The following is a 24,914-nucleotide window of genomic DNA, read 5'->3' on the forward strand; positions in this document are numbered from 1 at the left end:
TTTCGTGTTACGAATTGCCGGTTAATTCACATTTCAAATAGTTTGATGATCAAACTAATTTAATTCACACTGAAAACACGCTAACGTTCACTCATCAATTACTCAACATGCCTTCGTCTATGAATGCCAAACCCTTTCACTCCGTTGCCAATTGGCAGCACAGTCATGACTTTTTCAAACACAACGATGCGGGTGAACGCAGCACCCGGATAGTGCTGGTGCTGACACTGGTGACCATGGTAGCCGAAATTCTTGCCGGTACCGTGTATGGCTCTATGGCCCTGCTGGCTGACGGCTGGCATATGGGCACCCATGCAGCGGCTTTCCTTATCACCCTGTTTGCATACCGCTATGCTCTGAAACATAAAGATGACCCGGCGTTTGCCTTTGGCACAGGTAAAGTCAGTGTACTCGGCGGCTTCGCCAGTGCCGTTGCATTGGGGTTGGTCGCGCTGATTATGGTGATAGAGTCTGCGGTGCGCTTGATATCGCCCCATCAAATTGCCTTTGATGAAGCTATTCTGGTGGCGATTATTGGCCTTTCGGTCAACCTGCTCAGCGCTTTTCTGCTGAAGGATCATCATCACCATCATCACCACGGGCACCATCACGATGATGACCATGGGCACGAACACCATGACCATGAGGTTCATCTGCATCATGATGAAGATCATGGCCACGATCACGGGCATTCTCATTGTGATCACAGCCATCAGGGCACTGATCACCACGGCCATGAACATCATGATCATCAACATCAGCATCACGGGCACCACGACCACAACCTGCGTGCGGCCTATTTGCATGTGCTTGCCGATGCATTGACGTCCGTACTGGCCATTGGCGCCTTGCTTGCGGGTAAATTCTTCGGTTTGGGCAGGCTCGACCCGCTAATCGGTATACTCGGTGCCATCATTATCGGCCGCTGGGCTGTGGGGCTGGTTAAAGACACAGGTCCCTTGCTGCTCGATGCCGACAACAACGAAAAATTACGGAAAAACGTGATTCGTCTGGTGGCCAGTGTGCCGGACCACGGGGTATCCGATTTGCATCTGTGGCGTATCAGTGCCGATCATCGTGCCTGTATCCTGGGGGTCGTGAGTCATCAACCCAAGTCCAGTGCCTATTTTGTTAAACGGCTTAAGGAAGAGTTGGGTCTGCATCATGTGACTGTCGAAGTGCATTGCTGTGACTGCGAAGTCAGGCCCTCATCCCGGGACTGAAACCCAGTTCGTATGTATGGCGCTGGGCCCACTGGTATTAGTTCGGCTCAGCGCCGTGATAAGAAGGAAGCCTTAATCACATGGATATCAATCAGGATTTAAATCGGGCTCTGGTGGAATTTTTTGAAGGCATGGCGGCCTGGGAGCATCAGTTGGTGGAAGGCAGTGGTTTACTGCTGCCAGTCATGCATACGCTGGAGCTGCTGGGACTATACGGCCCCATGAGGATGACGGATTTGGCGCACAAGCTCAGCATCAGTACCGGCACCCTTACAGCCCGCATCGATCGCATGGAGAAAGACGGGCTCGTCACCCGGATTGCCAATCCCGAAGACAGGCGCTCATTGCTGATTGCGCTCACTGAGCAGGGCGAGGTGCACTTTTCTACCCATGATAAGGCGCATCTTCATTTGACTGAAGATCTGATTGCAGCATTCAGCGCCGAAGATAAGCAAAACCTACTGGGCATGCTGGAGAAAATGAACCGCCATTTCCGAAATCCAGAATAGCCCTGCGGTTTCGATTAATCATACAGGCAGCACCAGGTAAAACATCTGTAACAGACGCTTACACTTCATTCACAGGTAAAGTTGCCAAGCGGCGGAAAATCGCTAGTTTAGTGTCCTTGAAAACGTTTGTAACCAAGGACTCAATATGAACAAAAGGATACTGCTTCTTGGCGCAGCCTCATTGCTGGCTTTCAATGCTGTCGCTGAAGGGGAAGACCCCTTCATTTGGCTGGAAGATGTGGAGGGTGAAAAAGCGCTTGCCTGGGTCAAAACCCAAAACGATCGCTCCCTCGAAGAGCTCAAAGCCGTCCCCGGCTATAATGCGCTGGTGGACAATGCACTGGATATCCTCAATGACAAGGCGCGTATTCCTTATGCGGGCCGCATTGGTGACTACCTTTATAACTTCTGGAAAGACGAAGCCAATCCCCGCGGCATCTATCGCCGCACTACCATGGCGGAATACGTCAAAGACGCGCCCAAGTGGGAAACCGTGCTCGATATCGACGCCCTCGGTAAAGCCGAAGGGGTTAACTGGGTATTCAAGGGCATGGACTGCCAATATCCAAAGAACGTGCGTTGCCTGGTGTCTTTGTCCCGCGGCGGCGCCGATGCGGTGGAAATTCGTGAGTTTGACCTCTCTAGCTTAAGTTTCGTCCCTGCCGACAAGCAGGGCTTCTTCCTGCCTGAAGCCAAGTCCAGCGTTAGCTGGATTGACGAAAATACCTTGTTTGTGGGCACCGATTTTGCCGAAGGCGATGCCTGGACCGATTCCGGCTATCCACGCAAGGTCAAAGTGTGGACCCGCGGCACCGACATTAAAGACGCCAAAGAAATCTATGCAGGCAACAAGGCATCGGTGGCGGCATCCGGTTACGTGATGTGGGATGACAAAACGCCGCTTAAACTGGTCTCTGAAGCTGAAACCTTCTACGAAGCCAGCTACAAGGCGCTCCTTGATGGCAAGCTGGTGGATCTGCCGCTGCCAAAGGATGCCGAACTCAAGGGTTTCTTTAACGGTGACATCTTTGTTGAGCTTAAAAGCGAGCTCAAGCAGGGGAGCAGCAGCTTCCCACAGGGCGCCATTGTTTACACCAAGGCCGACAAACTGCTGGCCGGTAAGCCTGAGTTTGCACTGTTTGTTAAACCCGACGCCAATTCATCCATCAGTCAGGTGACCTTTACCCGTAATGCGGTGCTGGTGAACTGGCTTGAAGACGTTAAGAGCAAGCTGGTGCGCTATCGTAAAGATGCCAAGGGCCAATGGCAGGGTGAAAACGTCGGTTTCCCAAGTAACGGCAGCATCAGCGTGTTTGATAGCAGTCGCGACAGAGACGATCTGTTTGTTACCTACACCAGCTTCCTCGAACCATCGACCCTGTACAGTGTTAACGCCGAAAGTCTCAAGCGTGACTCACTCAAGGCGATGCCAGCCCAGTTCGATGCATCAAAATTTGAAGCCAAACAGTATTTTGCCACCAGTAAAGACGGTACCAAGGTGCCTTACTTTACCGTTATGGCCAAAGACATCAAGCTCGATGGCACCAACCCGACGCTGCTGTACGGCTATGGCGGTTTTGAAGTGTCACTGCGTCCTTTCTACTCTGCCACCACAGGTAAGAACTGGCTCGAGCAGGGCGGCGTTTATGTGCTTGCCAACATTCGTGGCGGCGGTGAATACGGTCCAGGCTGGCACCAGGCTGCGCTGAAGGAAAACCGTCATAAGGCCTATGAAGACTTTGAAGCTATTGCTGAAGATCTGATTAAGCGCAAAATCACCTCGCCAAAACACCTGGGTATTCAGGGTGGCAGTAACGGCGGCCTGCTGATGGGCGCCGCCTTTACCCGCAGACCCGATTTGTACAATGCCGTGGTGTGTCAGGTGCCGCTTCTGGATATGAAGCGCTACAACAAATTGCTGGCCGGCGCCAGCTGGATGGGCGAGTACGGTAACCCGGATGTGGCTGCTGAGTGGGATTACATCAAAACCTTCTCGCCATACCATAACCTGCAGAAAGACACCCAATATCCAAAAGTGTTCTTCACCACCTCTACCCGTGACGACCGCGTGCACCCAGGCCATGCCCGTAAGATGGTGGCCAAGATGGAAGACATGGGTTACGAGGTGCTGTACTTCGAAAACATGGAAGGCGGCCATGCCGGCGCGGCAGATAACAAACAAACTGCGGAACTAAATAGCCTGGCGTATGCCTACTTATTGAAGCAGCTTAAGTTGTAACAGCCAAGAACCGGCTGAGACCTTAACAAAACCACCGAGGCTGCTGCCGGCCCGGTGGTTTTTTTATTGGGCATCTGTCCTATAGGCTGAGACTTTTGTTTTATTTTCTAATGTCATGTTTACAATAAGCTTACTTTTAAAGGGCTTTTTTGGGGGAAAATTAGTTTGAAGTCCATTGGTTTGAATCGGTTCACGTTTTTTGTCGCCCTGTATTACGCAGCGATCCTGAATATTCCCCTCTATATCAGGGCGGCAGAAGGGCTTAAGTCATTGTCACACATCGATTGGTTATTTGTAGCCAGTTTACCCGTGCTGCTGACATCCTTATTGGCACTCATCTTCTCGCTTTTCAGTGTTAAGTACCTTGTAAAACCCTTTTTTGTCCTGCTGACGTTGGTTTCAGCGTTGGTTGTCTTTGGCATGTACAAATACGGCATCGTGTTTGACCGTGCCATGATGGAAAACATCTTTGAGACTCACAGCGCCGAAGCCTTCATGTATCTCAATGCTGAGTCCGTGGTTGGTTTTTTGCTGCTTGGGATACTGCCGGCGTTTTTTATTGCCAAAGTCAAAATTGAATATCGCGTCTGGTGGAAAGAGCTGCTGGTAAAGCTTGGCTTTATGCTGGGAATGGTATCGGTAGCTGGTGGTGTTCTTGCTGGCTACTATCAGGACTATGTTGCCTTTGGACGCAACAATGACGAAATAAAACAACTGGTTGTGCCTACTTACTACATTGGTGCCGCGGCCAAGTACGTGAATCAGCGTTACATTGAAACGCCGCTGGAATATCAGCCCCTGGGGACAGATGCCAGCAATAAAACCCCGGACAGCAACCATAAACCCTTGCTGACTGTCTTGTTGGTCGGGGAAACTGCCCGTTCAATGAATTATCAGTACTATGGCTATCAAAAAGACACCAACGTGTTTACCAAGCCCCATAATCCCATAGTGCTGAATGCAACCATTTCATGTGGTACAGCAACGGCGCAATCCTTACCCTGTATGTTCTCCAGAATGGGCAGGGAAGATTACGATGCGAGAAAAGCCAGAGCCCAGGACTCGGTAATCGATGTACTGGATCACGCCGGTGTTGCCGTGCAGTGGCTTGATAATGACAGTGGCTGCAAGGGCGTTTGTGACAGAGTTGCCAACGAAATGATAAAGCTGGACAAGGACCCGGCGCTCTGTGATGGCGAGTCTTGTCTGGATCAAATTCTGCTGAATCGTCTCGATACCATACTGGCGAGCCCCATTGAAAAAGACACCCTTTTGGTGCTGCATATTATGGGAAGCCACGGACCCACTTACTTCCAGCGCTATCCGGACGAACACAGAGCCTTTACGCCAGATTGCCCCCGCAGTGACATTCAAAACTGCAGTAACGAGGCGCTGGTGAATACTTACGACAACACCATTCGCTACAGTGACTACATCATGGCGGAGGTGATTAAACGGCTGAAACAGCAAGAGTCGCACGCCGATACCGCACTGATGTATATCTCAGATCATGGTGAGTCTCTGGGGGAAAAGGGCTTGTATCTTCACGGCGCGCCCTATGCATTTGCGCCCATCGAGCAAATCAGTGTGCCCTGGCTCTTATGGCTATCTGACGGTTTTAGAGATGAAAATCGCCTGGATGAAAGCTGTTTAAGAAGCTTGCAGGGCGATTGGTCCCATGACAATCTGTTTGATAGCTTGTTAGGCTGGATGAATATTCACACCAGTGTGTATCGCAAGGAGCAGGACATTTTCAGTCGTTGTCGACTCCCTGTGGTGTAATAAGCGCAAGCAACCAACACAAACTAAACCCAGAATCAGGCAAGCCCCGTGGTCTTTGAGCCACGGGCAGTTAAGGATGAAGCATTTGCCATGACACTCGCAGCTCACAAAGCCAAAGAAAAAGATGAGTCGGCCGGGATATTGAGAAAGGCCGTGCCACAAATGTCGGCACTCGGCATTCCTGTAACACCTGACAACTACGCCGTCTGGTATGCCTACTATCAGGGCGCAGACCTGGCGCTTGTCAGAGCTATCAACGGCCTGATGGAAAATCAGGTACCTTTTTCAGCGGAAGTCTGCAGGGGACTCTACAGCAGCTTTATCCAGAACAATGCACCTGAAGTATTGGAAAACGTGCACCTCGAAACTCAGCTGCTCATCAATGGGCTGCTGAGCAAAATCAGTTTGCTGACGTCTGGCTCTGAGACGTTTCAGCTCGCCATCGAAAGTTTTGGTCACCAATTGCGGCTTCCTCAGGAAGCCGATTCCCTGCATCGATTGGTTGAGGGTGTGTTGGTTGAAGTGGACAAGGTGGTTAGCGAAAACGCCGATATACACTCAAGCCTTAAGTCGATGGATCAGGAGCTCAATCATCTGCGAGCAGAGATAAGCGAGTTGTCGGTGATATCTCTTACAGATAAGTTAACCGGGCTGAATAACCGACGGGCATTTGAATCGCGTATGGCGCAGGAGTTTTTACCGTCAACGCCGAAATGTTCACTGCTGGTTATCGATATCGATCACTTCAAGCAGTTTAACGACACCTGGGGTCACAACGCCGGAGACAAGGTGTTGGTGTATGTGGCGCAGAATCTGAAACAGGCTGTTAAGGGGGAGGATTTGGTTGCTCGCTACGGTGGTGAAGAATTTGTCATCGTGCTAAAGGATACCAGCGCCGCCGATGCTGCCAATATTGCCGAAAAGCTGCGCGAACGTATCGCCAACAAAAAATTGACCTTGAAAAAAGATAATCTGGATTTGGGCAAAGTCACCGTATCCATTGGGGTCGCAAAGGCCGAAGCCAATGAAACCCCGGAGCAGTTTTTTGACCGGGCGGACAGCGCGCTTTACCGCGCCAAGGGCAGTGGCCGGAACCGGGTTTGCCTTGCTGAATAGCGACCGTTATCGGTCGCTGGTCGTACCCCTTTATTTGAGATGGCGGTTTTCAGCAGTCAGGTTGCAGGCGCATCGCTTTGTGCACCGCTCTGTAGTGAGATTGCCTTAAGATCCATATGCATCTTTATCAGGTGCTCTTCCATATCAAAAGTCACTGTAAACCCCAGGGTGCGCGCCAGATTCGCCATGTTACGGTTTTCAATCATGGTAAAGCCCGTCAGCACCGGGGTTTCATTGGCCTGATAGTAGCGGATAAGCTTTTCCAGCAATAATTTACCGAGGCCCAGTCCCTGGTGATCGCTTCTCACCGCCATGGCAAATTCGGCTTCCGTATTATCGGGATCAATCGATGCCCGCACCGCGCCTAGGGTGTAATCCTCTCCGTTCGAGTCCTTGGCAGTGGCGATAAAGGCCATCTCCCTCGCGTAATCGATTTGGGTCAGCACTGCCATTTCTTCGTGGGTCATGCGCTGGCGGGCTCCAAAATAGCGCTTGTACCTGTCTTCATCTGTCAGCGAATTATCGAAGGCGAGGTGTTTGGGCTCGTCTTCAGGGAGGATGGGCCTTAGCATCACTTGAATACCGTTACGCAGCACAGCCTGCTCTTCGAGCTCCTTGGGATAGGGCATGATGGCGAGGCGATTGCTGTTATCGCTGCACTGCGGGTCGAGCCGCAGATTAATATCCAGTAAGGTTATCTTGTCACCGGCCGCAAGCACGGGGTTGAGGTCAAGTGCCTGAATTTGTGGGCAATCAATCACCAAGTGGCTGAGCTGGGTCAGCATCAGACACAGGGCGTGCATGTCGAGGCCCTGTGGCAGGTGGCGGTCCCGCAACTTACCCGTCTTTAACGCCTGAATCACCATATAACGCGCTAACGCCATATTGAGCGGGGGCAGGGCGACGGCGGCATCCCGGGTGGGTTGCCACTCTGAGCCGCCTTCACCCAAACAAATGGCCGGCCCGAATACGGGGTCACTTATCACGGCAAGGCGAAGCTCCTGGGCCCCTGCGGTCAGAGCCATCCGCTGCACTATCAGGCCTTCAATTTTCGCCTCAGGATTGGACTGATGCACCCGCTGCATCATCGCCAACGCGGCATGATGGATTTCATCCGCACTGGTAAGGTTCAAGGTCACTCCATATACATCGGATTTATGCAGAATATCCGGCGATTGTATTTTCAGGGCTATCGGATAACCCACACGTTCGGCGATATCTGCGGCCTCGGCAGCATCTTTGGCAAACCAGGTATCTATGGTATTGAGACCATAAGCGCCCAAAATGGCACTGGCATCGTGGGTTTCCAGTACGGTTTTGCCCCTGGCGAGGGCGGCCTGAATCACTTCACGGGCTTTACCGGCATCGTGGGGCACCTTGTCGGTAATGGACTGTGGCACTTCCTGTAGCAGTTTTTGGTTACGGCGGTACTCCACCATGTGCATAAAGGCACCTACAGCCCCTTCGGGCGTCCGGTAGGTGGCCACACCGGCCTTGGTAAAGCGTTTTCTGGCTTTGTAGGCCGAATTTTCACCGCTCCAATTGGTTAAGATGTTCAGTTTTCCGCGATGAGGGTGCTTTTTAATGGCATCGGCAACAGCCTCGGCAATCAGTTCACTTTCGCCCAGCGCCGAAGGTGAGTGCAGCACCAAAATGGCGTCTGCATCATCACTGTCCATGAGGATATTCAGCGCTTCCACATAACGCTTGGCATCGGCATCACCTATGATGTCGATGGGGTTTTGCGCCGACCAGGTCTTGGGCAGCACGGCATCGAGTTTTCGGCAGGTTTCCTCGGACAGCTCGGCGAGCTTGCCCCCCCGGCTGATAAGCTCATCCACAGCAAGCACTGCAGGGCCGCCACCATTACTGATGATCCCAAGACGTTCACCTTTAAGATCGTTACCATGGTTGAGGCTCTCCAGTGCTGCGAACATCTCAACCAGGTCATTCACCCTCAGCATACCGGCGCGCCTGAACGCGGCCTCGTATACGGCATCACTGCCACTGACCCCACCGGTATGCAGTTTGGCGGCCCGGGCGCCTTCCTGGCTGCGACCGGATTTAATCACCAGTATGGGTTTATTACGGGCGGCAGCTCGCGCAGCCGAAAGAAAGTGACGCTTTTCATTGATGGCGTCCATGTAGAGCATGATGGCGCTGGTACGGCCATCGCGGCCAAGAAAGTCCAAAAGTTCGTCAAAGTCGATGTCGGTGGCGTCGCCAAGTGAAATAAACGATGAAAAGCCGATGCCTTTGTTATTGGCCCAGTCCAGTACCGTGGTGCATACGGCGGCAGACTGGCTGACAAAGGCTATTTTGCCAGGCTGCGCGGAAGTATGGGCCAGGCTGGCATTGAGCCCGAGATTGGGCAGCATCATGCCCAAACTGTTGGGGCCCAGAATTCGCATGCCATAGCGTTTGGCGTTGGCAAGGGTGGTGGCTAGCAGCGACTGTCCTTCCGTATCCAATTCATTTGCCATCCCCGACGCCATAATAATGGCGACTTTGCAGCCAAACTGAGCGAGGGTTTCCACTATTCCCGGCACTCGGCTGGCACGGGTACAGATGATGGCAAGGTCAGGCTTTATGGGCAGCGCTTCTATGCTTGGATAGGCAAGCACGCCCATCACCGCTTGATACTTGGGCGTGACCGGCATGATGGGGCCTGAGAAACCGCCCGCAAGCAGATTTTTCATCACCACATTACCGGCGCGCCTTGGCCCATTGGAGGCACCGATAATGGCGATTGACGAAGGTTTGAACAGGGTATTGAGGGTGCGCTGACTCATGAAGACTCCATCCTTTGACGCATAGGACACAGTCTACATGAAGCACAGACAGGCATCACTTGAGAAATATCATGAATTTATAATGTTAATACGAATTATTGGCCGAATGCCCAGTGCGATAGTCAGGGGAATAGGCCGCAGGGGAGTAGTTGCCAGGAAAGAGCAGAAATAACAGGCACAAAAAAACCTGCTAATGCAGGTTTGAATGGTGCGCTCTAGTGGATTCGAACCACCGACCCCCACCATGTCAAGGTGGTGCTCTAACCAACTGAGCTAAGAGCGCATTTTGGTACACCCGAGTGGACTCGAACCACCGACCCCTACCATGTCAAGGTAGTGCTCTAACCAACTGAGCTACGGGTGCATTGTCGCATTGCAGCGAACGAGCGCTATATTAAGTGCGGCCAATACTGACTTGCAAGCAAAAATATCCGCTATCCACCTCAAATGGTGATTTGCTGCGCAACTCCTCCCGAAAACCGAGGGAGGAGTTCGCTTGATGAGAAGCTTATTGGACAAAATGAAAACTTGGCGCTGCTTTTTGAATGTATCTCAATCGGATGGCAAAGAGTGCTGCGGCTGTGGTGAGCCCTGCGATGAGTCCGGTCCAGAACCCGTGTGCCCCCATGGCCGGTACCAACCAATCGGTGTAGGCGAGGGTATAGCCAAGCGTCATACCAATGGCCCAATAGGAAACCAGGGTAATGTAAAACGCGCTGCGGGTATCTTTATAACCACGCAGGGCACCGGCGGCCACCACCTGTACCGAGTCAGACAATTGATAGAGTGCCGCCATCAGCATCAGACTGGAGGCCAGTGCGACCACATTGGGGTCGGTATTATAGAGCTTGGCAATCTCAACCCTGAAAACCACGGTAATAACCGCAGTGATAGACGCTAAAAACAGCGCCAGGCCGAGGCCAACCTTAGCCACCAGTGCTGCTACGTCGGCTTTCTCCCGGCCAAGATAGTAACCAATGCGAATTGACACAGCCAATCCGATAGAAAGCGGCAGCATAAACACGATGGATGAAAAATTGAGCGCTATTTGATGACCGGCCACCACATTCGCCCCTAATGGTGCGAGCAGCAAGGCGATGATGGCAAACAGGCTCACTTCAAAAAACAGCGCCATGGCGATGGGGAAGCCCAGCTTGGTCATGCGCCACATGGTCGATGCCTTGGGCCGCTCAAATGCCTTAAAGGGGGAAACAAGGGCAAACTTTTTGTGAAATGCCATATAAATGAGCATAGCTATCAACATGGCCCAAAATACCAAGGCGGTTGCCACGCCACAGCCTGCGCCGCCCATTGCTGGCATGCCGAAATGGCCGTAGATGAAGATGTAGTTGGCCGGAATATTCACCGCCAACCCGACAAAGCCAATGACCATGGTGGGTAAGGTATAGGAAATACCTTCGCTCATGCCCCTGAGCACCTGGTATATCACAAAGGCGGGTACCCCCCAGAGAAAACCAAAGAGATATCCTTCAGACAGTCGGCGCAGGTCGGGTTCAAGATCCATCCGGGTCAGGATTTCTGACGAAAGTCCGAGAAACAGCATCACAGCCAGAGCGCCAATTATGGCAATATAAGCAGCCTGGTATGCCAGTGGTCGTATAGAGGCTTCGTCATCAGCACCATGAAGCTGAGAAAAAACCGGCGTAAAAGCCATCAAAAGCCCCTGCACAAACAGTAAGGCTGGCAACCACAGACTGGTGCCCACCGCTACAGCGGCCATATCAACGGCGCTGACACGACCGGCCATCAGGGTATCAATAAATCCCATCATGGTTTGGGTAACCTGTGCTATCAGCACCGGCAAGGCCAATTGAATGAGTTTTTTGGCTTGAAAGCCCACGTTGAGCATAAAAAACGCCTTAAAGGAAAAATGAATGTTTACTGGTATCGTGCAAGCCACCTGCGAGTTGGTGGCACTGGAAAAGCGCCAGGGAATGCACACCCTGGCGGTGAGTCTGCCAGCTGAATTAAGAGAAGGGCTCACCCTGGGGGCAAGTGTCGCGAACAATGGCGTTTGTTTGACAGTTACCCGAGTCGAGGATGATAGGGTCTTTTTTGATGTAATGGAAGAAACCCTGACATTAACCAACCTGGGTACGATAACGCCGGGTAACCAGATTAATATTGAGCGCTCTTTAACCTTTGGTAAGGAAATCGGTGGTCATCTGCTGTCGGGGCATGTGCATTGTCAGGCGGTTGTGGCGCGAGTAACAGACGTGGGTGAGCAGAGAGACTTGCGCTTGCGTGTGCCGAAAGAATGGATGAAGTACATCCTCTACAAGGGGTTCGTCGCCGTGAATGGATGCAGTCTGACGGTGGGAGAGGTGTTTGAAGATGGCTTTATGCTGCACCTCATTCCGGAAACCCTGAGGCTCACCAACCTCAAAGACGCAGTCACTGGCACTCGGCTGAATATTGAAATAGACAGTCAGACACAAACCATAGTGGATACCGTTGAGCGGGTGTTGGCAGCGCGTCAGTAAAGCTGCTCGTCATCCCCATCTACCCACAGCTCAATTTTACGATTGGCATCATCCACATGCAGCCGCATGTGGATGGGGTTGCAACATACACGGCAATCATCATAGAAGTCCTGATCGCCACCGGATGCATCCAGTTCGATGCGTTGATGATGTCCGCAATGTGGGCAACAAATGGTTTGTGTCTTGAGTTTCATCAGCCTGCTCCCAAGTAGCCGGTCGCACTACGCCCTCCGTCAACAGCGATAATCTGACCGCTGATGTAGTCAGCGTTGGCAAGGTAGCTGACCAGGTTGGCGATATCCGAAGGTGCACCGGCACGGGCGAGGGGGATTTGGGCAAGAACCTTGTGTGGCTCGGCCCCCTCAGTTTCGGGCCAGAGGATGGCACCCGGGGCTATGCCATTGACCCGCACTGCGGGTGCCAATTCCTGTGCCAATGACAATGTTGCCATGGCAAGTGCTGCCTTTGATATTGAGTATAATCCATGCTGGCGAAGAGGCCGCTCCCCGTGGATATCACAAAGGTTAATAACACTGCCCCGCGCTGAGGCCAAAAGTGGCGCCAGGGAAATAGCCAGCAGATAGGGTTGCAGGCAGTTTACGCCCATCAGCGTTTGCGCGTTGGCAAGGGTTGGGGTTGCAGGGTCTTTGTAAAACCGGGACGCATTATTCACCAGCAGCGCAAGTGAGGCGCCGCATTGCACTATCTGATGCTTTATATGTTCTGTGCTGCCAGCGTGTGCAAGGTCAGCACAGATGACTTTAGCCGAGCCCGCGCGGGTTTGACATAACGAATCGGCAAGTTGCTGGGCGTCATCAACAGAGCGGTGACAGTGGATAAAGACATTCCAGCCATCCTGATGAAGTTGAGTTGCGATGGCGGCACCGATACGTTTTGCTGCACCAGTGATAAGTGCCCAGCGTGGGGGCATGTCAGTGTGAGATTTCGTCATTCCCTGTCTCTTCAAGCGTCTTTCGCACTAGGGTAGCCCGGCAAATTCACCGGGCAAAGCAAAAGGCGCTTTCTTGTATCAAAAACCTCAATGGCATACACTATTTGGCCGCGCTGGATGAGGCTCAAGGCTCCTGTACTGTCTTACCCTCCGCGCGTTTCTTTTTATTGATGCCAAGTGGCCCTTGGTGTGGGTCACCACTGGATAAGGAAATATCATGCCTGTAATTACGCTTCCTGACGGCAGCCAACGTGTGTTTGCCAACCCCGTCTCCACGATTGATGTCGCTGCCGATATCGGCCCGGGCCTTGCCAAGGCCTGTATCGCTGGCCGTGTGAACGGCGAGCTGAAAGATGCCTGCGATCTCATCCACGACGACGCCAGCCTGTCTATCATCACGGCCCGTGATGAAGAAGGTTTGGAGATTCTGCGTCACTCCTGTGCCCACTTGCTTGGTCATGCCATCAAGCAGCTGTGGCCACAAACCAAGATGGCCATTGGTCCGGTTATTGACAACGGTTTCTACTATGATGTGGATCTCGAGCACAAGCTGACCGCCGACGACATAGCTTCGCTGGAAAAGCGCATGCTGGAGCTGGCCAAGACCGATTATGACGTGGTGAAACGCGTTGTGAGCTGGCAGGAAGCCCGCGATACCTTTGAAGGTCGCGGTGAAAGCTACAAGATGGCGATTCTCGATGAAAACATTGCCAAGGACGCGACGCCTGCTCTGTATCATCACGAAGAATACACTGACATGTGCCGTGGCCCACACGTGCCCAACATGCGTTTTTGCCATCACTTCAAACTGATGAGTGTTGCCGGTGCCTACTGGCGCGGTGATTCCAACAACAAGATGCTGCAGCGCATTTACGGTACTGCCTGGGGTGATAAGAAAGCCCTGAACACTCACCTGGCGCGTCTCGAAGAAGCCGCCAAGCGTGACCACCGTAAAATTGGCAAGCAACTCGACCTGTACCATATGCAGGAAGAAGCCCCTGGAATGGTGTTCTGGCATAACGATGGCTGGAGCATTTTCCGTGAGCTGGAAACCTTTATCCGCCATAAACTGTCTGAGTACGATTATCAGGAAGTGAAAGGTCCTTTCATGATGGACCGCGTGCTGTGGGAGCGCTCTGGCCACTGGGACAAGTACTCAGAAGCCATGTTCACTACTGCCAGTGAAAACCGCGAGTATGCCATTAAGCCGATGAACTGCCCGGGCCACGTGCAAATCTTCAATCAGGGGCTCAAGTCCTATCGCGATCTGCCACTGCGTATGGCCGAATTCGGTTGCTGCCATCGTAATGAACCATCCGGTTCGCTCCATGGTCTGATGCGCGTACGCGGCTTTACCCAGGACGATGCCCATATCTTCTGTACCGAGGAACAGGTGCAGGAAGAGGTGAGTGCCTGTATCAGAATGGTGTATGACACTTACTCGACTTTCGGTTTCGAAAACATCGTGGTGAAGCTGTCTACCCGTCCTGAAAAGCGTATTGGTGACGATGCGATGTGGGACCGCGCCGAATCAGCGCTGATTGAAGCACTTAACGCCAACGGCATTGCGTTTGAAATTTTGCCGGGCGAAGGTGCCTTCTACGGTCCGAAAATTGAGTTCACCTTGCATGACTGTCTCGACCGTGCATGGCAGTGTGGTACTGTGCAGCTCGACTACGCCTTGCCAGGCCGTCTTGGTGCAACTTACGTTGCCGAAGATAACGCCCGTCAGACCCCGGTGATGATCCACCGTGCCATTTTGGGCTCTTTGGAACGTTTTATCGGTATTCTTATTGAAGAATATGCAGGACGCTTCCCCGCATGGCTGGCTCCAGTGCAAGCAGTCGTGATGAACATCACCGACAAACAGGCTGATTATGTTGAAGAATTAGTCAAATTCTTCAAAGAACAAGGTATTCGCGCTTCTCAAGACTTGAGGAATGAGAAAATTGGCTTTAAAATACGCGAGCACACCTTAAGGCGTGTCCCTTATCTATTGGTCGTCGGAGACCAGGAAATGGAGAACAGGGAAATCGCGGTGCGTACCCGTGACGGTAAAGACTTGGGCAAGATGTCCATCGATGCTTTCGTCGCGAGCGTAAAAGAACAAATTTCGCACCGTAGTCTAAAACTGTTGGAGGAATAGGTCATAAAGATCAAAAAAGCAGGGCGTCAGCCGGCCCCAAACCGTATCAACGATGAAATCACCGGTGTTCCACAGGTACGTTTAACCGGATTGGATGGAGAATCCATCGGTATTGTCAGTATCCGTGAAGCTCAGGAGTTGGCCGATGAAGCCGGCGTTGATCTCGTAGAGATCAGCCCCAATGCCGAGCCTCCCGTATGTCGTATAATGGACTACGGTAAATTCCTGTTCGACAAGGCTAAAGCCCAGAAAGAACAGAAGAAAAAGCAAAAACAGGTTCAGGTTAAGGAAATCAAATTCCGTCCTGGAACTGATGAAAACGACTATCAGGTAAAACTACGCAACCTGATTCGTTTCCTTGAAGACGGTGACAAAGCGAAAGTTACGCTGCGTTTCCGGGGTCGCGAAATGGCACACCAAAACCTGGGTATGGATCTGATGAACCGTATCAAGGCTGATTTGGAAGAGTATGCGGTTGTCGAATCCTTCCCGAAAATGGAAGGTCGTCAAGCAATTATGGTGCTGGCACCCAAAAAGAAATAGTAGGGCTTTTGAAAGTAACGGCCGCCCTGCAAAGAGCGGCCGTTCGCCTTACGTTTTTTAATAAACCCCCAATGCGGAGTTAGAAGTAATGCCAAAAATGAAAACTGACCGTGGCGTTGCGAAGCGTTTTAAGAAAACCGCCAATGGTTTCAAGCGCAAGCAAGCCCACCTGCGTCACATCCTGACCAAGAAGAGCACCAAGCGTAAGCGTCATCTGCGCGCTAAATGTCTGGTTGCCAAGGTCGACGTTCCAGCAATCGCGCGTCAACTGCCATACGCTTAATTGAGGAGATTGAACAATGCCAAGAGTTAAGCGTGGTGTAACCGCTCGTGCCCGTCACAAGAAGATTCTGAAACTCGCCAAAGGCTACTACGGTGCCCGTTCACGTACTTACCGCGTAGCGGTACAGGCTGTGATCAAAGCCGGTCAGTATGCTTACCGTGACCGTCGTCAGAAGAAACGTCAATTCCGTCAACTGTGGATTGCACGTATCAACGCCGCTTCTCGTCAAAATGGTCTGTCTTACAGCCGTTTCATCAACGGTCTGAAGAAGGCTTCTATCGAGATCGATCGTAAGATCCTGGCCGACATCGCTGTATTCGACAAAGTTGTATTTGCAACTCTCGTTGAAAAAGCAAAAGAAGCTCTGACCAAGTAATTGTTCTGAGCAAATAGAAGGGGACCTTAGGGTCCCTTTTTTTGTGGGTCTCATTTGTGTAGCCAAACATTATTGACACCCGCAATAAAAAAGCCGGCATTTAGCCGGCTTTTTTATTTTAAGGAACCTATCAATGCTTGGCGTCCAAATAACGCTCAGCATCCAGTGCTGCCATACAGCCGGTACCGGCTGAGGTAATGGCCTGGCGATAGTGTTGGTCCATCACGTCACCGGCAGCAAATACGCCTTCAATGCTGGTTTGGGTTGCATTACCGTTCAGACCGCTTTGCACCTTGATGTAACCGTTGTTCATCTCCAGCTGACCTTCGAAGATGCCGGTATTTGGGCTGTGACCAATGGCCACAAAAACACCTGCCACGTCGAATGCTTCAGTAGAGTCGTCTTTGGTAGATTTCAGCTTAACACCGGTCACACCCATGTTGTCGCCTACCACTTCATCCAGGGTCTTATCCAAGTGAAGAATGATGTTGCCGTTGGCAACTTTATCCATCAGACGGTCAATCAGAATCTTCTCTGAGCGGAAGCTGTCACGACGGTGAATGAGGTGAACTTCCGAAGCAATGTTTGACAGATACAGGGCTTCTTCAACGGCTGTGTTACCACCACCAATCACGGCGACTTTCTGATTGCGATAGAAGAAACCGTCACAGGTAGCACAGGCTGATACGCCGCGGCCTTTAAAGGCATCTTCAGAAGGCAGACCCAGGTACTTGGCCGATGCACCGGTGGCAATGATGAGTGCATCACAGGTGTACTCGCCATTATCACCTTTCAAACGGAAAGGACGCTCAGTAAGAGTCACTTCGTTGATATGGTCGAAAATAATCTCGGTGTTGAACTTTTCGGCATGCTCCTGCATACGGGCCATCAGGCCTGGACCTGTCAAACCTTCGGCATCACCTGGCCAGTTTTCAACTTCGGTGGTGGTGGTCAGCTGACCACCTTGCTGAAGACCGGTGATCATCACTGGGTTCAGGTTTGCACGTGCAGCATAGACGGCGGCAGTGTAGCCGGCTGGACCGGATCCGAGGATCAGCAGCTGGCTGTGTTTGGCTTGGCTCATTTTATTCTCCGTGCCTTGGCAAATTGCTGGGATTGTAGGGAATTTACGTGTAAGGGTAAAGGCCGTAACGCGTGAAGACTTAGATGATCCTAATCTATCTTGTCTATCAGGGTTTCCACCGCCCGGACCGGGATACGAAAAAGGGGAGCCAAGCTCCCCTTTTATTAACCCTTGTCTGCGTTAATTACAGCAATTCAGACGCTGGAACGTAAGACAGGTTGTGCGCTTCGGCCACTTCTTTACAGGTGATCTTGCCGTGCATCACGTTCAGACCGTTCAGCAGGTGCTTGTCGGCCAGCAGTGCAGCCTTGTAACCCTTGTCAGCCAGCTTAATGATGTAGGGCAGGGTAGCGTTATTCAGCGCAAAGGTAGAGGTGCGGGCAACGGCACCTGGCATGTTGGCTACGCAGTAGTGAACCACGTCATCAACAATGTAGGTTGGGTCCTGGTGAGTGGTTGCATGAGACGTTTCAACACAACCGCCCTGGTCGATTGCTACGTCAACAATAGCGGCACCGGCTTTCATGCGCTTGATCATGTCAGCAGTAACCAGCTTGGGCGCAGCAGCACCTGGGATCAGTACGCCGCCGATAACCAGATCAGCTTCCAGTACGTGACGCTCGATGGCATCGGCAGTGGAGTATACGGCTTTAACAGATGAGCCGAACTGTACGTTCAAACGACGCAGTGCATCGATAGAGCGGTCCAGAACTACGACATCGGCGCCCATACCCACGGCCATTTGAGCGGCGTTGGTGCCTACCATACCGCCACCGATGATAACCACTTTGGCTGGCTCAACACCTGGTACGCCACCCAGCAGCATACCGCGGCCACCGGCAGACTTCTCCAGAGCCATGGCACCGGCTTGAATAGACATGCGACCGGCTACTTCAGACATTGGCGCCAGCAGAGGCAGACCACCACGGTCGTCAGTCACAGTTTCATAAGCAATACATACGGCGCCAGAGCTTACCAGCTCTTCAGTTTGAGGCAGATCCGGAGCAAGGTGCAGATAGGTGAAGAGGATTTGGTCGTGACGCAGCATAGCGCGCTCAACGGCCTGAGGCTCTTTCACTTTCACAATCATATCGGCTTTGGCAAAGACTTCTTCTGCTGTGCCCAGAATAGTGGCACCGGCATCGATATAGTCTTGATCTGTAAAGCCAATACCACCACCGGCAGTCGCTTCTACGAATACCTGATGGCCACGCAGGGTCAGTTCACGCACGCTGGAGGGCACCATACCAACGCGATATTCATGGTTTTTGATTTCCTTTGGTACACCAATTATCATCTTCGAGCCTCAATTGCATAAATACCCGCTTTTCGCAGGCAAATTTGTTATTTTGTCGTGACCTGAACGTGATTATTTCAGGGATATCTAGTATAGTATTGCCTCTGCAGTTTATGCTGCTGAACTTTCGACATACGTAAAATTAAATGTTGTTTTAGCAATAAAACAAGGTCAAATATATGGCATATAATAAAAAGAATCCGGTTAAAGACTTGGATCGCATCGATCGCAATATCCTTAATGAACTGCAAATTGATGGAAGAATTTCAAATGTTGAGCTGTCCAAACGAGTAGGGCTGAGTCCAACTCCTTGTTTGGAAAGGGTTAAGCGCTTGGAAAAGCAAGGGTATATCAATGGTTATACTGCCTTGGTAAACCCACATTACTTGGGCGCCTCGCTGCTGGTTTTTGTTGAGATCACCCTGAACAGGGACACCCCAGAGGTGTTTGATCGCTTCAATCGTGCCGTGCAGTTGCTGGATGATATTCAGGAATGTCACCTGGTTTCCGGTGATTTCGACTATCTGCTCAAAACCCGCGTTTCCGACATGTCTGCCTACCGTAAGCTCTTGGGTGAAACCCTGCTGAAATTACCTTCTGTGTCCGACACCCGTACCTACGTCGTGATGGAAGAGGTCAAGCAGACCAATAAGGTCGCGGTAAACAACATCTCTGACAAGTAACTAAGTCTCTGTCAGCGATATAAAAAGGGAGCCAGGCTCCCTTTTTTGTTGGCTTAATTAACCGTCGCATGAATTTTTGCTCACAAAAGGGTGCGACTGCCCATAAAACCCCCAATTTAGCTCCACTTTCAACAGGATTCTGGTATCTTAATTTCACCTGTTTTTAATGTTGCTATGGATCCTTTCGTTTGTCTCAGGGAAATCGCGTTCATTCGCTAAGCGGACTGCAACGGCTACTCGAAGGTGGCCTTATTATTTGTTCCATGCTGGCCATCTATGTGTTGCTGGCACTGAGCAGTTTCAGTGCATCGGACCCAGGTTGGAGCCAGAGTAACTATCAGGGACAGATTGAGAATCTCGGTGGAGCAGTGGGGGCCTGGATTGCCGATGTACTGCTGTACTTCTTTGGTTACAGTGCATTTCTTACCCCGTTTGTGATTGCCGGTACCGGTTGGCTGTTGTTCAAACAGTCCCATCGGCTGCTTGAAATTGATTATTTTTCAGTCTCAATGCGCTTACTGGGATTTATCCTTATTGTGTTTGGCGTGTCTACACTCGCCAGCATGAATGGCAATGATATTTATGAATTTTCGGCCGGCGGCGTAACAGGTGACGTCATAGCCAATGCCATGTTGCCCTATTTCAATTCCCTGGGGACGACGCTACTGCTGCTGTGCAGTATAGCCACAGGCTTTACTCTGCTTACAGGTATTAGCCTGATTGCTCTGGTGGAGCTCACCGGCAGAGCAACCATCGGAGCGTTTCAGGGCATATATCAACTGCCTTCCAGAATTGCTAACTCTCGTGACACGGAAGACACCCAGGGGTTTATGTCCATCGCCGCAGGCTTTAAACGCAAGCAGAAGGAACCACTGCTTGCTGGCGTTAATGAAGACGATTTAACTGAATCAGACATTATCGCGTCAGCTGGTACTCAATCAGGGGGCTCGACAGCAGAAAACACTGAGTCGGGCCAAAAAGAAAGACGTAAGCTCTTTTCCATTTTCAGCCGCAGTAAAACAGAATCAGATGTTGATGTAGCGCCCTCGACTTTTGATGCGCCGGACGAGCCTGAAAACCTCATGGCAGTTAGCGCAAATACTGATGATGAATACTCAGTGTCAGGTACGGCTGCTGCTAAAGAATCAAAATCCCGGTTTGCCAGGGTTGAGCCTGCGTTTTCCGATGTCTCACCACACCATGGTGCCATCGAGGCAGATGACAGTCACCCAGGTGGCTCAAACTCAAATAAGGCCTTCTCGTCACCAAGTGCATCCACAGATACATTCGACAATAACGGATATGGTCATCCAACTGACGAGCTTCCTCCCTGGGAAGACATTGGTTTTGATGAGGCCACTTCAGACGGCGCCCTTGCCAAGGCATCCAAGCCTCAGCCCAAAAAAGTGGAAGGCGCAAAAATTGTTGATGGCATAGTGGTGTTGCCAGGCCAGGACAACACGCCAGCCAAGCCCATGGCGCCATTGCCCAGTATTGAGCTTTTGAATGTGCCCAACCGCAAGGAAAATCCTATCAGTGAAGAAGAGCTGGATCAGGTAGCGCGTTTGGTCGAAGCGAAACTGGCCGACTTTAACATTACCGCCAACGTGGTTGGTGTTTATCCGGGCCCGGTTATCACCCGGTTTGAGTTGGAGCTCGCGCCCGGCGTTAAGGCATCCAAAATATCAAACCTCGCCAGCGACCTTGCCCGCTCCTTGCTGGCAGAGCGGGTAAGGGTGGTGGAAGTGATCCCAGGTAAGGCCTATGTGGGACTGGAACTGCCAAATAAGTTTCGCGAAACCGTGTATATGCGTGATGTGCTCGACTCCGACAAGTTCAAGCAAAACCCAAGCACGCTTGCTATGGTGCTGGGTCAGGATATCGCCGGTGAGCCTGTTGTGGTGGATTTGGGTAAAATGCCACACTTGCTGGTTGCCGGTACCACGGGTTCGGGTAAATCGGTCGGTGTGAACGTGATGATCACCAGTCTGCTGTACAAGTCTGGCCCCGATGATGTCCGCTTTATTATGATTGACCCCAAGATGTTGGAACTTTCTGTGTATGAAGGCATTCCACATCTGTTGTGTGAAGTGGTCACCGACATGAAAGAAGCATCCAATGCGCTGCGTTGGTGCGTTGGTGAAATGGAGCGCCGCTATAAGCTTATGTCTGCGCTGGGAGTGCGTAATCTTAAAGGCTATAACGCCAAGATTGCTGACGCCAAAGCCAGCGGCGAACCCATTGTGGACCCACTGTGGAAATCCAGCGAAAGCTTTGATGAAGAAGCCCCTGAGCTGGATAAACTGCCGTCTATCGTGGTGGTGGTTGACGAATTTGCCGACATGATGATGATTGTGGGTAAAAAAGTTGAAGAGCTTATCGCCCGTATCGCTCAAAAAGCCCGTGCAGCCGGTATTCACCTGATTTTGGCGACTCAGCGCCCATCCGTGGATGTGATAACCGGTTTGATTAAAGCCAACATCCCCACACGTATGGCCTTCCAGGTGTCGTCACGTATCGATTCCCGAACCATTTTGGACCAGCAAGGTGCTGAAACACTGCTAGGTATGGGTGACATGTTGTATCTGCCGCCCGGCACGGGCGTGCCAATCCGGGTACACGGCGCCTTTATTGACGACCATGAAGTACACAGGGTAGTGGCGGATTGGCATGCCCGCGGTAAGCCACAATACATCGATGAGATCCTCCAGGGCTCCAGCGATGGCGAGCAAGTATTGCTGCCAGGCGAAGCCTCTGAAGAAGGAGATGAAGATTACGATCCGCTATACGATGAAGCCGTCGCCTTCGTTACTGAGTCCCGTCGCGGTTCGATCTCAAGTGTGCAGCGCAAGTTTAAAATCGGCTACAACCGGGCAGCCCGCATTATCGAACAGATGGAAATGGCCGGGGTTGTCAGTGCCCAGGGCCACAACGGCAACCGTGAAGTGTTGGCACCGCCGCCCCCCAGAAATTAACTCAGCGACGACAATAACCTGCTCGGTGCGTTCGAGTCTGAATTATGCGGCTCTGGATTTTATGAATAGTGATGAGGTTAGTATTTGAAAAAGTCGATTGTAGTGCTCTTTTCGGCCGTGCTGCCTTTTACGGTCTTAGCAGATGATGCCAGCGAACTGGTATCCAAGTTGGATGTGATGCAGGGCATCAAGGCCAGCTTCAGCCAGAAAGTAACAGATCAGAATGGCAAACTTATCCAGGAGGGCAGCGGTGTGATTGCCATGCATCAACCCGACGCCTTTTACTGGCACCTCACAGCCCCCGATGAATCTCTGATAGTAGCAAAAGACAACAGTGTGTGGGTGTATAACCCCTTTGCCGAAGAAGTCAGTATCCTGGATATGGAGGACATTCTTAAGGCTTCACCCATGGCGCTGTTGGTGCATCGTGATGAAAAGCGCTGGAATGAATATCAGATTGATAAAAAAGGCAGTTGCTTTGACATTACTCCACGTCAGGGCGTTGAAAGCGCGGTCGATACTGTCTCTGTCTGTTTTGCAAATAATACGCTGTCTGACATTCGCCTGACCGATGCCCAGGGCAGCACCAGCCACTTTGCGCTGTCTGAACAGGCGCCAGTGACTGATGCCGACGAGAGCCTGTTTCAGTTTCAGATCCCCGATGGCGTCAGCATTGACGATCAGCGTCGTCAGTAAAAGGATGCGCTGTGTCATTGAGTTTTGATTTCAGCCCCGACTTCAACCCACTGGCTGCCCGTATGCGCCCAGCCAGTGTTGAGGAGTATATAGGGCAGTCACACCTTCTTGGTGAGGGTAAGCCGCTGCGTCAGGCACTGCTTGCCGGTAAGGTGCACTCGATGCTGCTTTGGGGGCCTCCGGGCACCGGCAAAACCACATTGGCCGAGCTCGTCGCACGTTACGCCAATGCCCATGTTGAGCGTATTTCTGCAGTAACGTCCGGGGTAAAGGAAATCAGGGCTGCTATTGAGCAGGCGAAAAATGTGGCCCAGTCACGCGGACAGCGTACCTTGCTGTTTGTGGACGAGGTCCACCGTTTTAACAAGAGTCAGCAGGACGCCTTTCTGCCGTTTATCGAAGACGGTACAGTGATTTTTATCGGCGCCACCACAGAAAACCCGTCCTTTGAAGTCAATAACGCGCTGCTGTCACGTTGCCGCGTGTATCTCATTAAACGGCTTGAGGATGATGCTATTGGTCAAATCCTGGTGCAGGCCAACAGCGATGAGGCGAGGGGACTTGGCAAACGCGGCCTTATACTAAAGGCAGAGCTCAAGTCTGCCATCGCCCGGCTATGCGACGGCGATGCGCGTAAGGCGCTCAATTTACTGGAGCTCATGTCTGACTTGCTGCCAGATGGCGGTGAGTACAATCTTGAACTTTTATCGGAGGTCGCCGGCCATCAGGCGGCGGGTTACGATAAAAACGGCGACCAATATTATGACCTCATCAGTGCAGTGCATAAATCCATTCGTGGCTCTGCGCCGGATGCAGCGCTTTATTGGTTTTGCCGCATTCTTGAAGGGGGCGGCGATCCCTTGTATGTGGCAAGGCGCCTGCTTGCCATTGCCTCAGAAGATATCGGTAACGCCGATCCCAATGCCATGACGGTAGCCCTGAACGCATGGGATTGTTTCCATCGGGTAGGCCCGGCAGAAGGTGAGCGCGCCATCGCCCAGGCGGTGATTTACCTTGCCAGTGCGCCCAAGAGCAATGCGGTTTACACAGCCTTCAAGGCCGCAAGGGTACTTGCCAGAGAAACCGGCAATGCGCCTGTACCCAATCACCTGCGTAATGCGCCCACCAAACTCATGAATGAACTTGGTGTCGGTGAGGGTTATCGTTATGCCCATGATGAGGATGGGGCCTTCGCTGCGGGGGAAAATTATTTTCCTGAAGCACTGCAGCACAGCCGTTTTTACCATCCCACCGAGCGCGGTTTCGAGAAACGCATTCGAGACAAACTTGCTAATCTCGATGCTCTGAATCAACAAAGTGGGCGAAAACGCTATGAATAACGTGCTCTATATTGCTGCAGGAGGTGCTATAGGTGCAGTTTTGCGCTATTCCATCTCGATTCTTGCGTTACAACTCTTTGGCACCGGTTTTCCTTTTGGTACACTCATCGTCAACGTGGCGGGATCCTTTTTAATGGGATGCATATACGCCCTGGCGGAGCTCAGCCATATCAGTCCTGAGTGGAAAGCCCTGATTGGTGTTGGCCTTCTGGGCGCCTTAACGACGTTTTCCACCTTCTCAAACGAAACCTTGCTACTGTTGCAGCAGGGTGAACTTGTGAAGGCGAGCCTGAATGTGCTTCTGAACCTGATACTTTGCCTGACCGTGGTGTATCTGGGACAGCAGCTGATTTATTCCCGCGTTTAACTTATAA

21 protein-coding genes and 2 tRNA genes are annotated in these 24,914 nt (G+C 51.7%); 15 read left to right on the forward strand and 8 right to left on the reverse strand.

Features of this window, described 5'->3' with window-relative positions:
* The first annotated feature begins 119 nt into the window (after positions 1-119).
* From K0H79_RS09060 to K0H79_RS09080, 5 genes are all read left to right on the forward strand, one after another.
* Positions 120-1,223, forward strand: a complete 1,104-nt coding sequence (locus tag K0H79_RS09060; protein ID WP_258405508.1) for a cation diffusion facilitator family transporter — start codon at positions 120-122, stop codon at positions 1,221-1,223.
* Positions 1,224-1,303: 80 nt separating this feature from the next.
* Complete coding sequence (locus K0H79_RS09065) at positions 1,304-1,732, forward strand: MarR family winged helix-turn-helix transcriptional regulator (RefSeq protein WP_220078021.1); 429 nt, start codon at positions 1,304-1,306, stop codon at positions 1,730-1,732.
* 145 nt (positions 1,733-1,877) lie between these two features.
* Positions 1,878-3,971 (forward strand): prolyl oligopeptidase family protein, encoded by a 2,094-nt coding sequence (locus K0H79_RS09070; RefSeq protein ID WP_220078022.1) that lies wholly within the window; start codon positions 1,878-1,880, stop codon positions 3,969-3,971.
* Between the two features lie 165 nt (positions 3,972-4,136).
* Positions 4,137-5,753, forward strand: a complete 1,617-nt coding sequence (locus tag K0H79_RS09075) for a phosphoethanolamine transferase (RefSeq protein ID WP_220078023.1) — start codon at positions 4,137-4,139, stop codon at positions 5,751-5,753.
* Between the two features lie 90 nt (positions 5,754-5,843).
* Positions 5,844-6,869 carry a GGDEF domain-containing protein gene (locus K0H79_RS09080; protein ID WP_220067717.1) on the forward strand — a complete coding sequence of 342 codons (1,026 nt, stop codon included), beginning with the start codon at positions 5,844-5,846 and terminating at the stop codon, positions 6,867-6,869.
* 56 nt (positions 6,870-6,925) lie between these two features.
* Here the strand turns inward: K0H79_RS09080 and K0H79_RS09085 are convergent, their stop codons facing one another.
* From K0H79_RS09085 to K0H79_RS09100, 4 genes are all read right to left on the reverse strand, one after another.
* Positions 6,926-9,661, reverse strand: a complete 2,736-nt coding sequence (locus K0H79_RS09085) for an acetate--CoA ligase family protein (protein ID WP_220078024.1) — start codon at positions 9,659-9,661, stop codon at positions 6,926-6,928.
* 206 nt (positions 9,662-9,867) lie between these two features.
* Positions 9,868-9,944, reverse strand: a tRNA-Val gene (locus K0H79_RS09090).
* Between the two features lie 4 nt (positions 9,945-9,948).
* Positions 9,949-10,025: transfer RNA gene (locus K0H79_RS09095), tRNA-Val, on the reverse strand.
* 144 nt (positions 10,026-10,169) lie between these two features.
* On the reverse strand, positions 10,170-11,531 hold the full coding sequence (locus K0H79_RS09100) for an MATE family efflux transporter (RefSeq protein ID WP_220078025.1): 1,362 nt from the start codon (positions 11,529-11,531) through the stop codon (positions 10,170-10,172).
* Positions 11,532-11,556: 25 nt separating this feature from the next.
* Here K0H79_RS09100 and K0H79_RS09105 point away from each other — a divergent pair, with 25 nt between their 5' ends.
* Positions 11,557-12,165, forward strand: a complete 609-nt coding sequence (locus K0H79_RS09105; RefSeq protein WP_220078026.1) for a riboflavin synthase subunit alpha — start codon at positions 11,557-11,559, stop codon at positions 12,163-12,165.
* Here the strand turns inward: K0H79_RS09105 and K0H79_RS09110 are convergent.
* Together K0H79_RS09110 and K0H79_RS09115 are read right to left on the reverse strand one after the other, a co-directional pair.
* Positions 12,159-12,359: a CPXCG motif-containing cysteine-rich protein gene (locus tag K0H79_RS09110; RefSeq protein ID WP_220078027.1), complete on the reverse strand. Its 201-nt coding sequence runs from the start codon at positions 12,357-12,359 to the stop codon at positions 12,159-12,161. The genes K0H79_RS09105 and K0H79_RS09110 overlap by 7 nt on opposite strands.
* Positions 12,359-13,117 carry an SDR family oxidoreductase gene (locus tag K0H79_RS09115; RefSeq protein ID WP_220078028.1) on the reverse strand — a complete coding sequence of 253 codons (759 nt, stop codon included), beginning with the start codon at positions 13,115-13,117 and terminating at the stop codon, positions 12,359-12,361. Before K0H79_RS09115 ends, K0H79_RS09110 begins: the two co-directional genes overlap by 1 nt.
* 217 nt (positions 13,118-13,334) lie before the next feature.
* Between K0H79_RS09115 and thrS the strand changes: the two genes are divergently transcribed.
* The 4 genes from thrS (at position 13,335) to rplT (ending at position 16,465) form a co-directional block, all read left to right on the forward strand.
* Positions 13,335-15,263, forward strand: a complete 1,929-nt coding sequence (gene thrS, locus K0H79_RS09120; protein WP_220078029.1) for a threonine--tRNA ligase — start codon at positions 13,335-13,337, stop codon at positions 15,261-15,263.
* Between the two features lie 3 nt (positions 15,264-15,266).
* Positions 15,267-15,806 carry a translation initiation factor IF-3 gene (gene infC / locus K0H79_RS09125; RefSeq protein ID WP_041409771.1) on the forward strand — a complete coding sequence of 180 codons (540 nt, stop codon included), beginning with the start codon at positions 15,267-15,269 and terminating at the stop codon, positions 15,804-15,806.
* Between the two features lie 88 nt (positions 15,807-15,894).
* On the forward strand, positions 15,895-16,089 hold the full coding sequence (rpmI, locus tag K0H79_RS09130) for a 50S ribosomal protein L35 (protein ID WP_011759880.1): 195 nt from the start codon (positions 15,895-15,897) through the stop codon (positions 16,087-16,089).
* A 16-nt stretch (positions 16,090-16,105) separates the two neighbouring features.
* Positions 16,106-16,465 carry a 50S ribosomal protein L20 gene (gene rplT, locus K0H79_RS09135; protein WP_011759881.1) on the forward strand — a complete coding sequence of 120 codons (360 nt, stop codon included), beginning with the start codon at positions 16,106-16,108 and terminating at the stop codon, positions 16,463-16,465.
* Between the two features lie 130 nt (positions 16,466-16,595).
* On the opposite strand, the gene trxB is transcribed toward rplT, so the two are convergent.
* Positions 16,596-17,549 (reverse strand): thioredoxin-disulfide reductase, encoded by a 954-nt coding sequence (trxB, locus tag K0H79_RS09140; protein WP_011759882.1) that lies wholly within the window; start codon positions 17,547-17,549, stop codon positions 16,596-16,598.
* A gap of 184 nt (positions 17,550-17,733) precedes the next feature.
* Positions 17,734-18,846: an alanine dehydrogenase gene (gene ald / locus K0H79_RS09145; protein WP_220078030.1), complete on the reverse strand. Its 1,113-nt coding sequence runs from the start codon at positions 18,844-18,846 to the stop codon at positions 17,734-17,736.
* Positions 18,847-19,025: 179 nt separating this feature from the next.
* Here ald and lrp point away from each other — a divergent pair, with 179 nt between their 5' ends.
* From lrp to crcB, 5 genes are all read left to right on the forward strand, one after another.
* A complete protein-coding gene (gene lrp, locus K0H79_RS09150) occupies positions 19,026-19,529 on the forward strand; it encodes a leucine-responsive transcriptional regulator Lrp (protein WP_011759884.1) in 504 nt (167 codons plus the stop codon).
* Positions 19,530-19,717: 188 nt separating this feature from the next.
* Complete coding sequence (locus tag K0H79_RS09155) at positions 19,718-22,504, forward strand: DNA translocase FtsK (protein WP_220078031.1); 2,787 nt, start codon at positions 19,718-19,720, stop codon at positions 22,502-22,504.
* A gap of 84 nt (positions 22,505-22,588) precedes the next feature.
* Entirely contained in the window at positions 22,589-23,200 is a 612-nt protein-coding gene (gene lolA / locus K0H79_RS09160; RefSeq protein ID WP_220078032.1) for an outer membrane lipoprotein chaperone LolA, read from the forward strand.
* Between the two features lie 62 nt (positions 23,201-23,262).
* On the forward strand, positions 23,263-24,540 hold the full coding sequence (locus tag K0H79_RS09165) for a replication-associated recombination protein A (protein ID WP_220078133.1): 1,278 nt from the start codon (positions 23,263-23,265) through the stop codon (positions 24,538-24,540).
* Positions 24,533-24,907: a fluoride efflux transporter CrcB gene (gene crcB, locus K0H79_RS09170; RefSeq protein WP_220078033.1), complete on the forward strand. Its 375-nt coding sequence runs from the start codon at positions 24,533-24,535 to the stop codon at positions 24,905-24,907. The genes K0H79_RS09165 and crcB overlap by 8 nt, the downstream gene beginning before the upstream one ends.
* Positions 24,908-24,914 lie beyond the last annotated feature (7 nt).

The sequence above is a fragment of the Shewanella sp. FJAT-52076 genome (genome assembly GCF_019457455.1).
In the GTDB taxonomy this organism is placed as follows: domain Bacteria; phylum Pseudomonadota; class Gammaproteobacteria; order Enterobacterales; family Shewanellaceae; genus Shewanella; species Shewanella zhangzhouensis.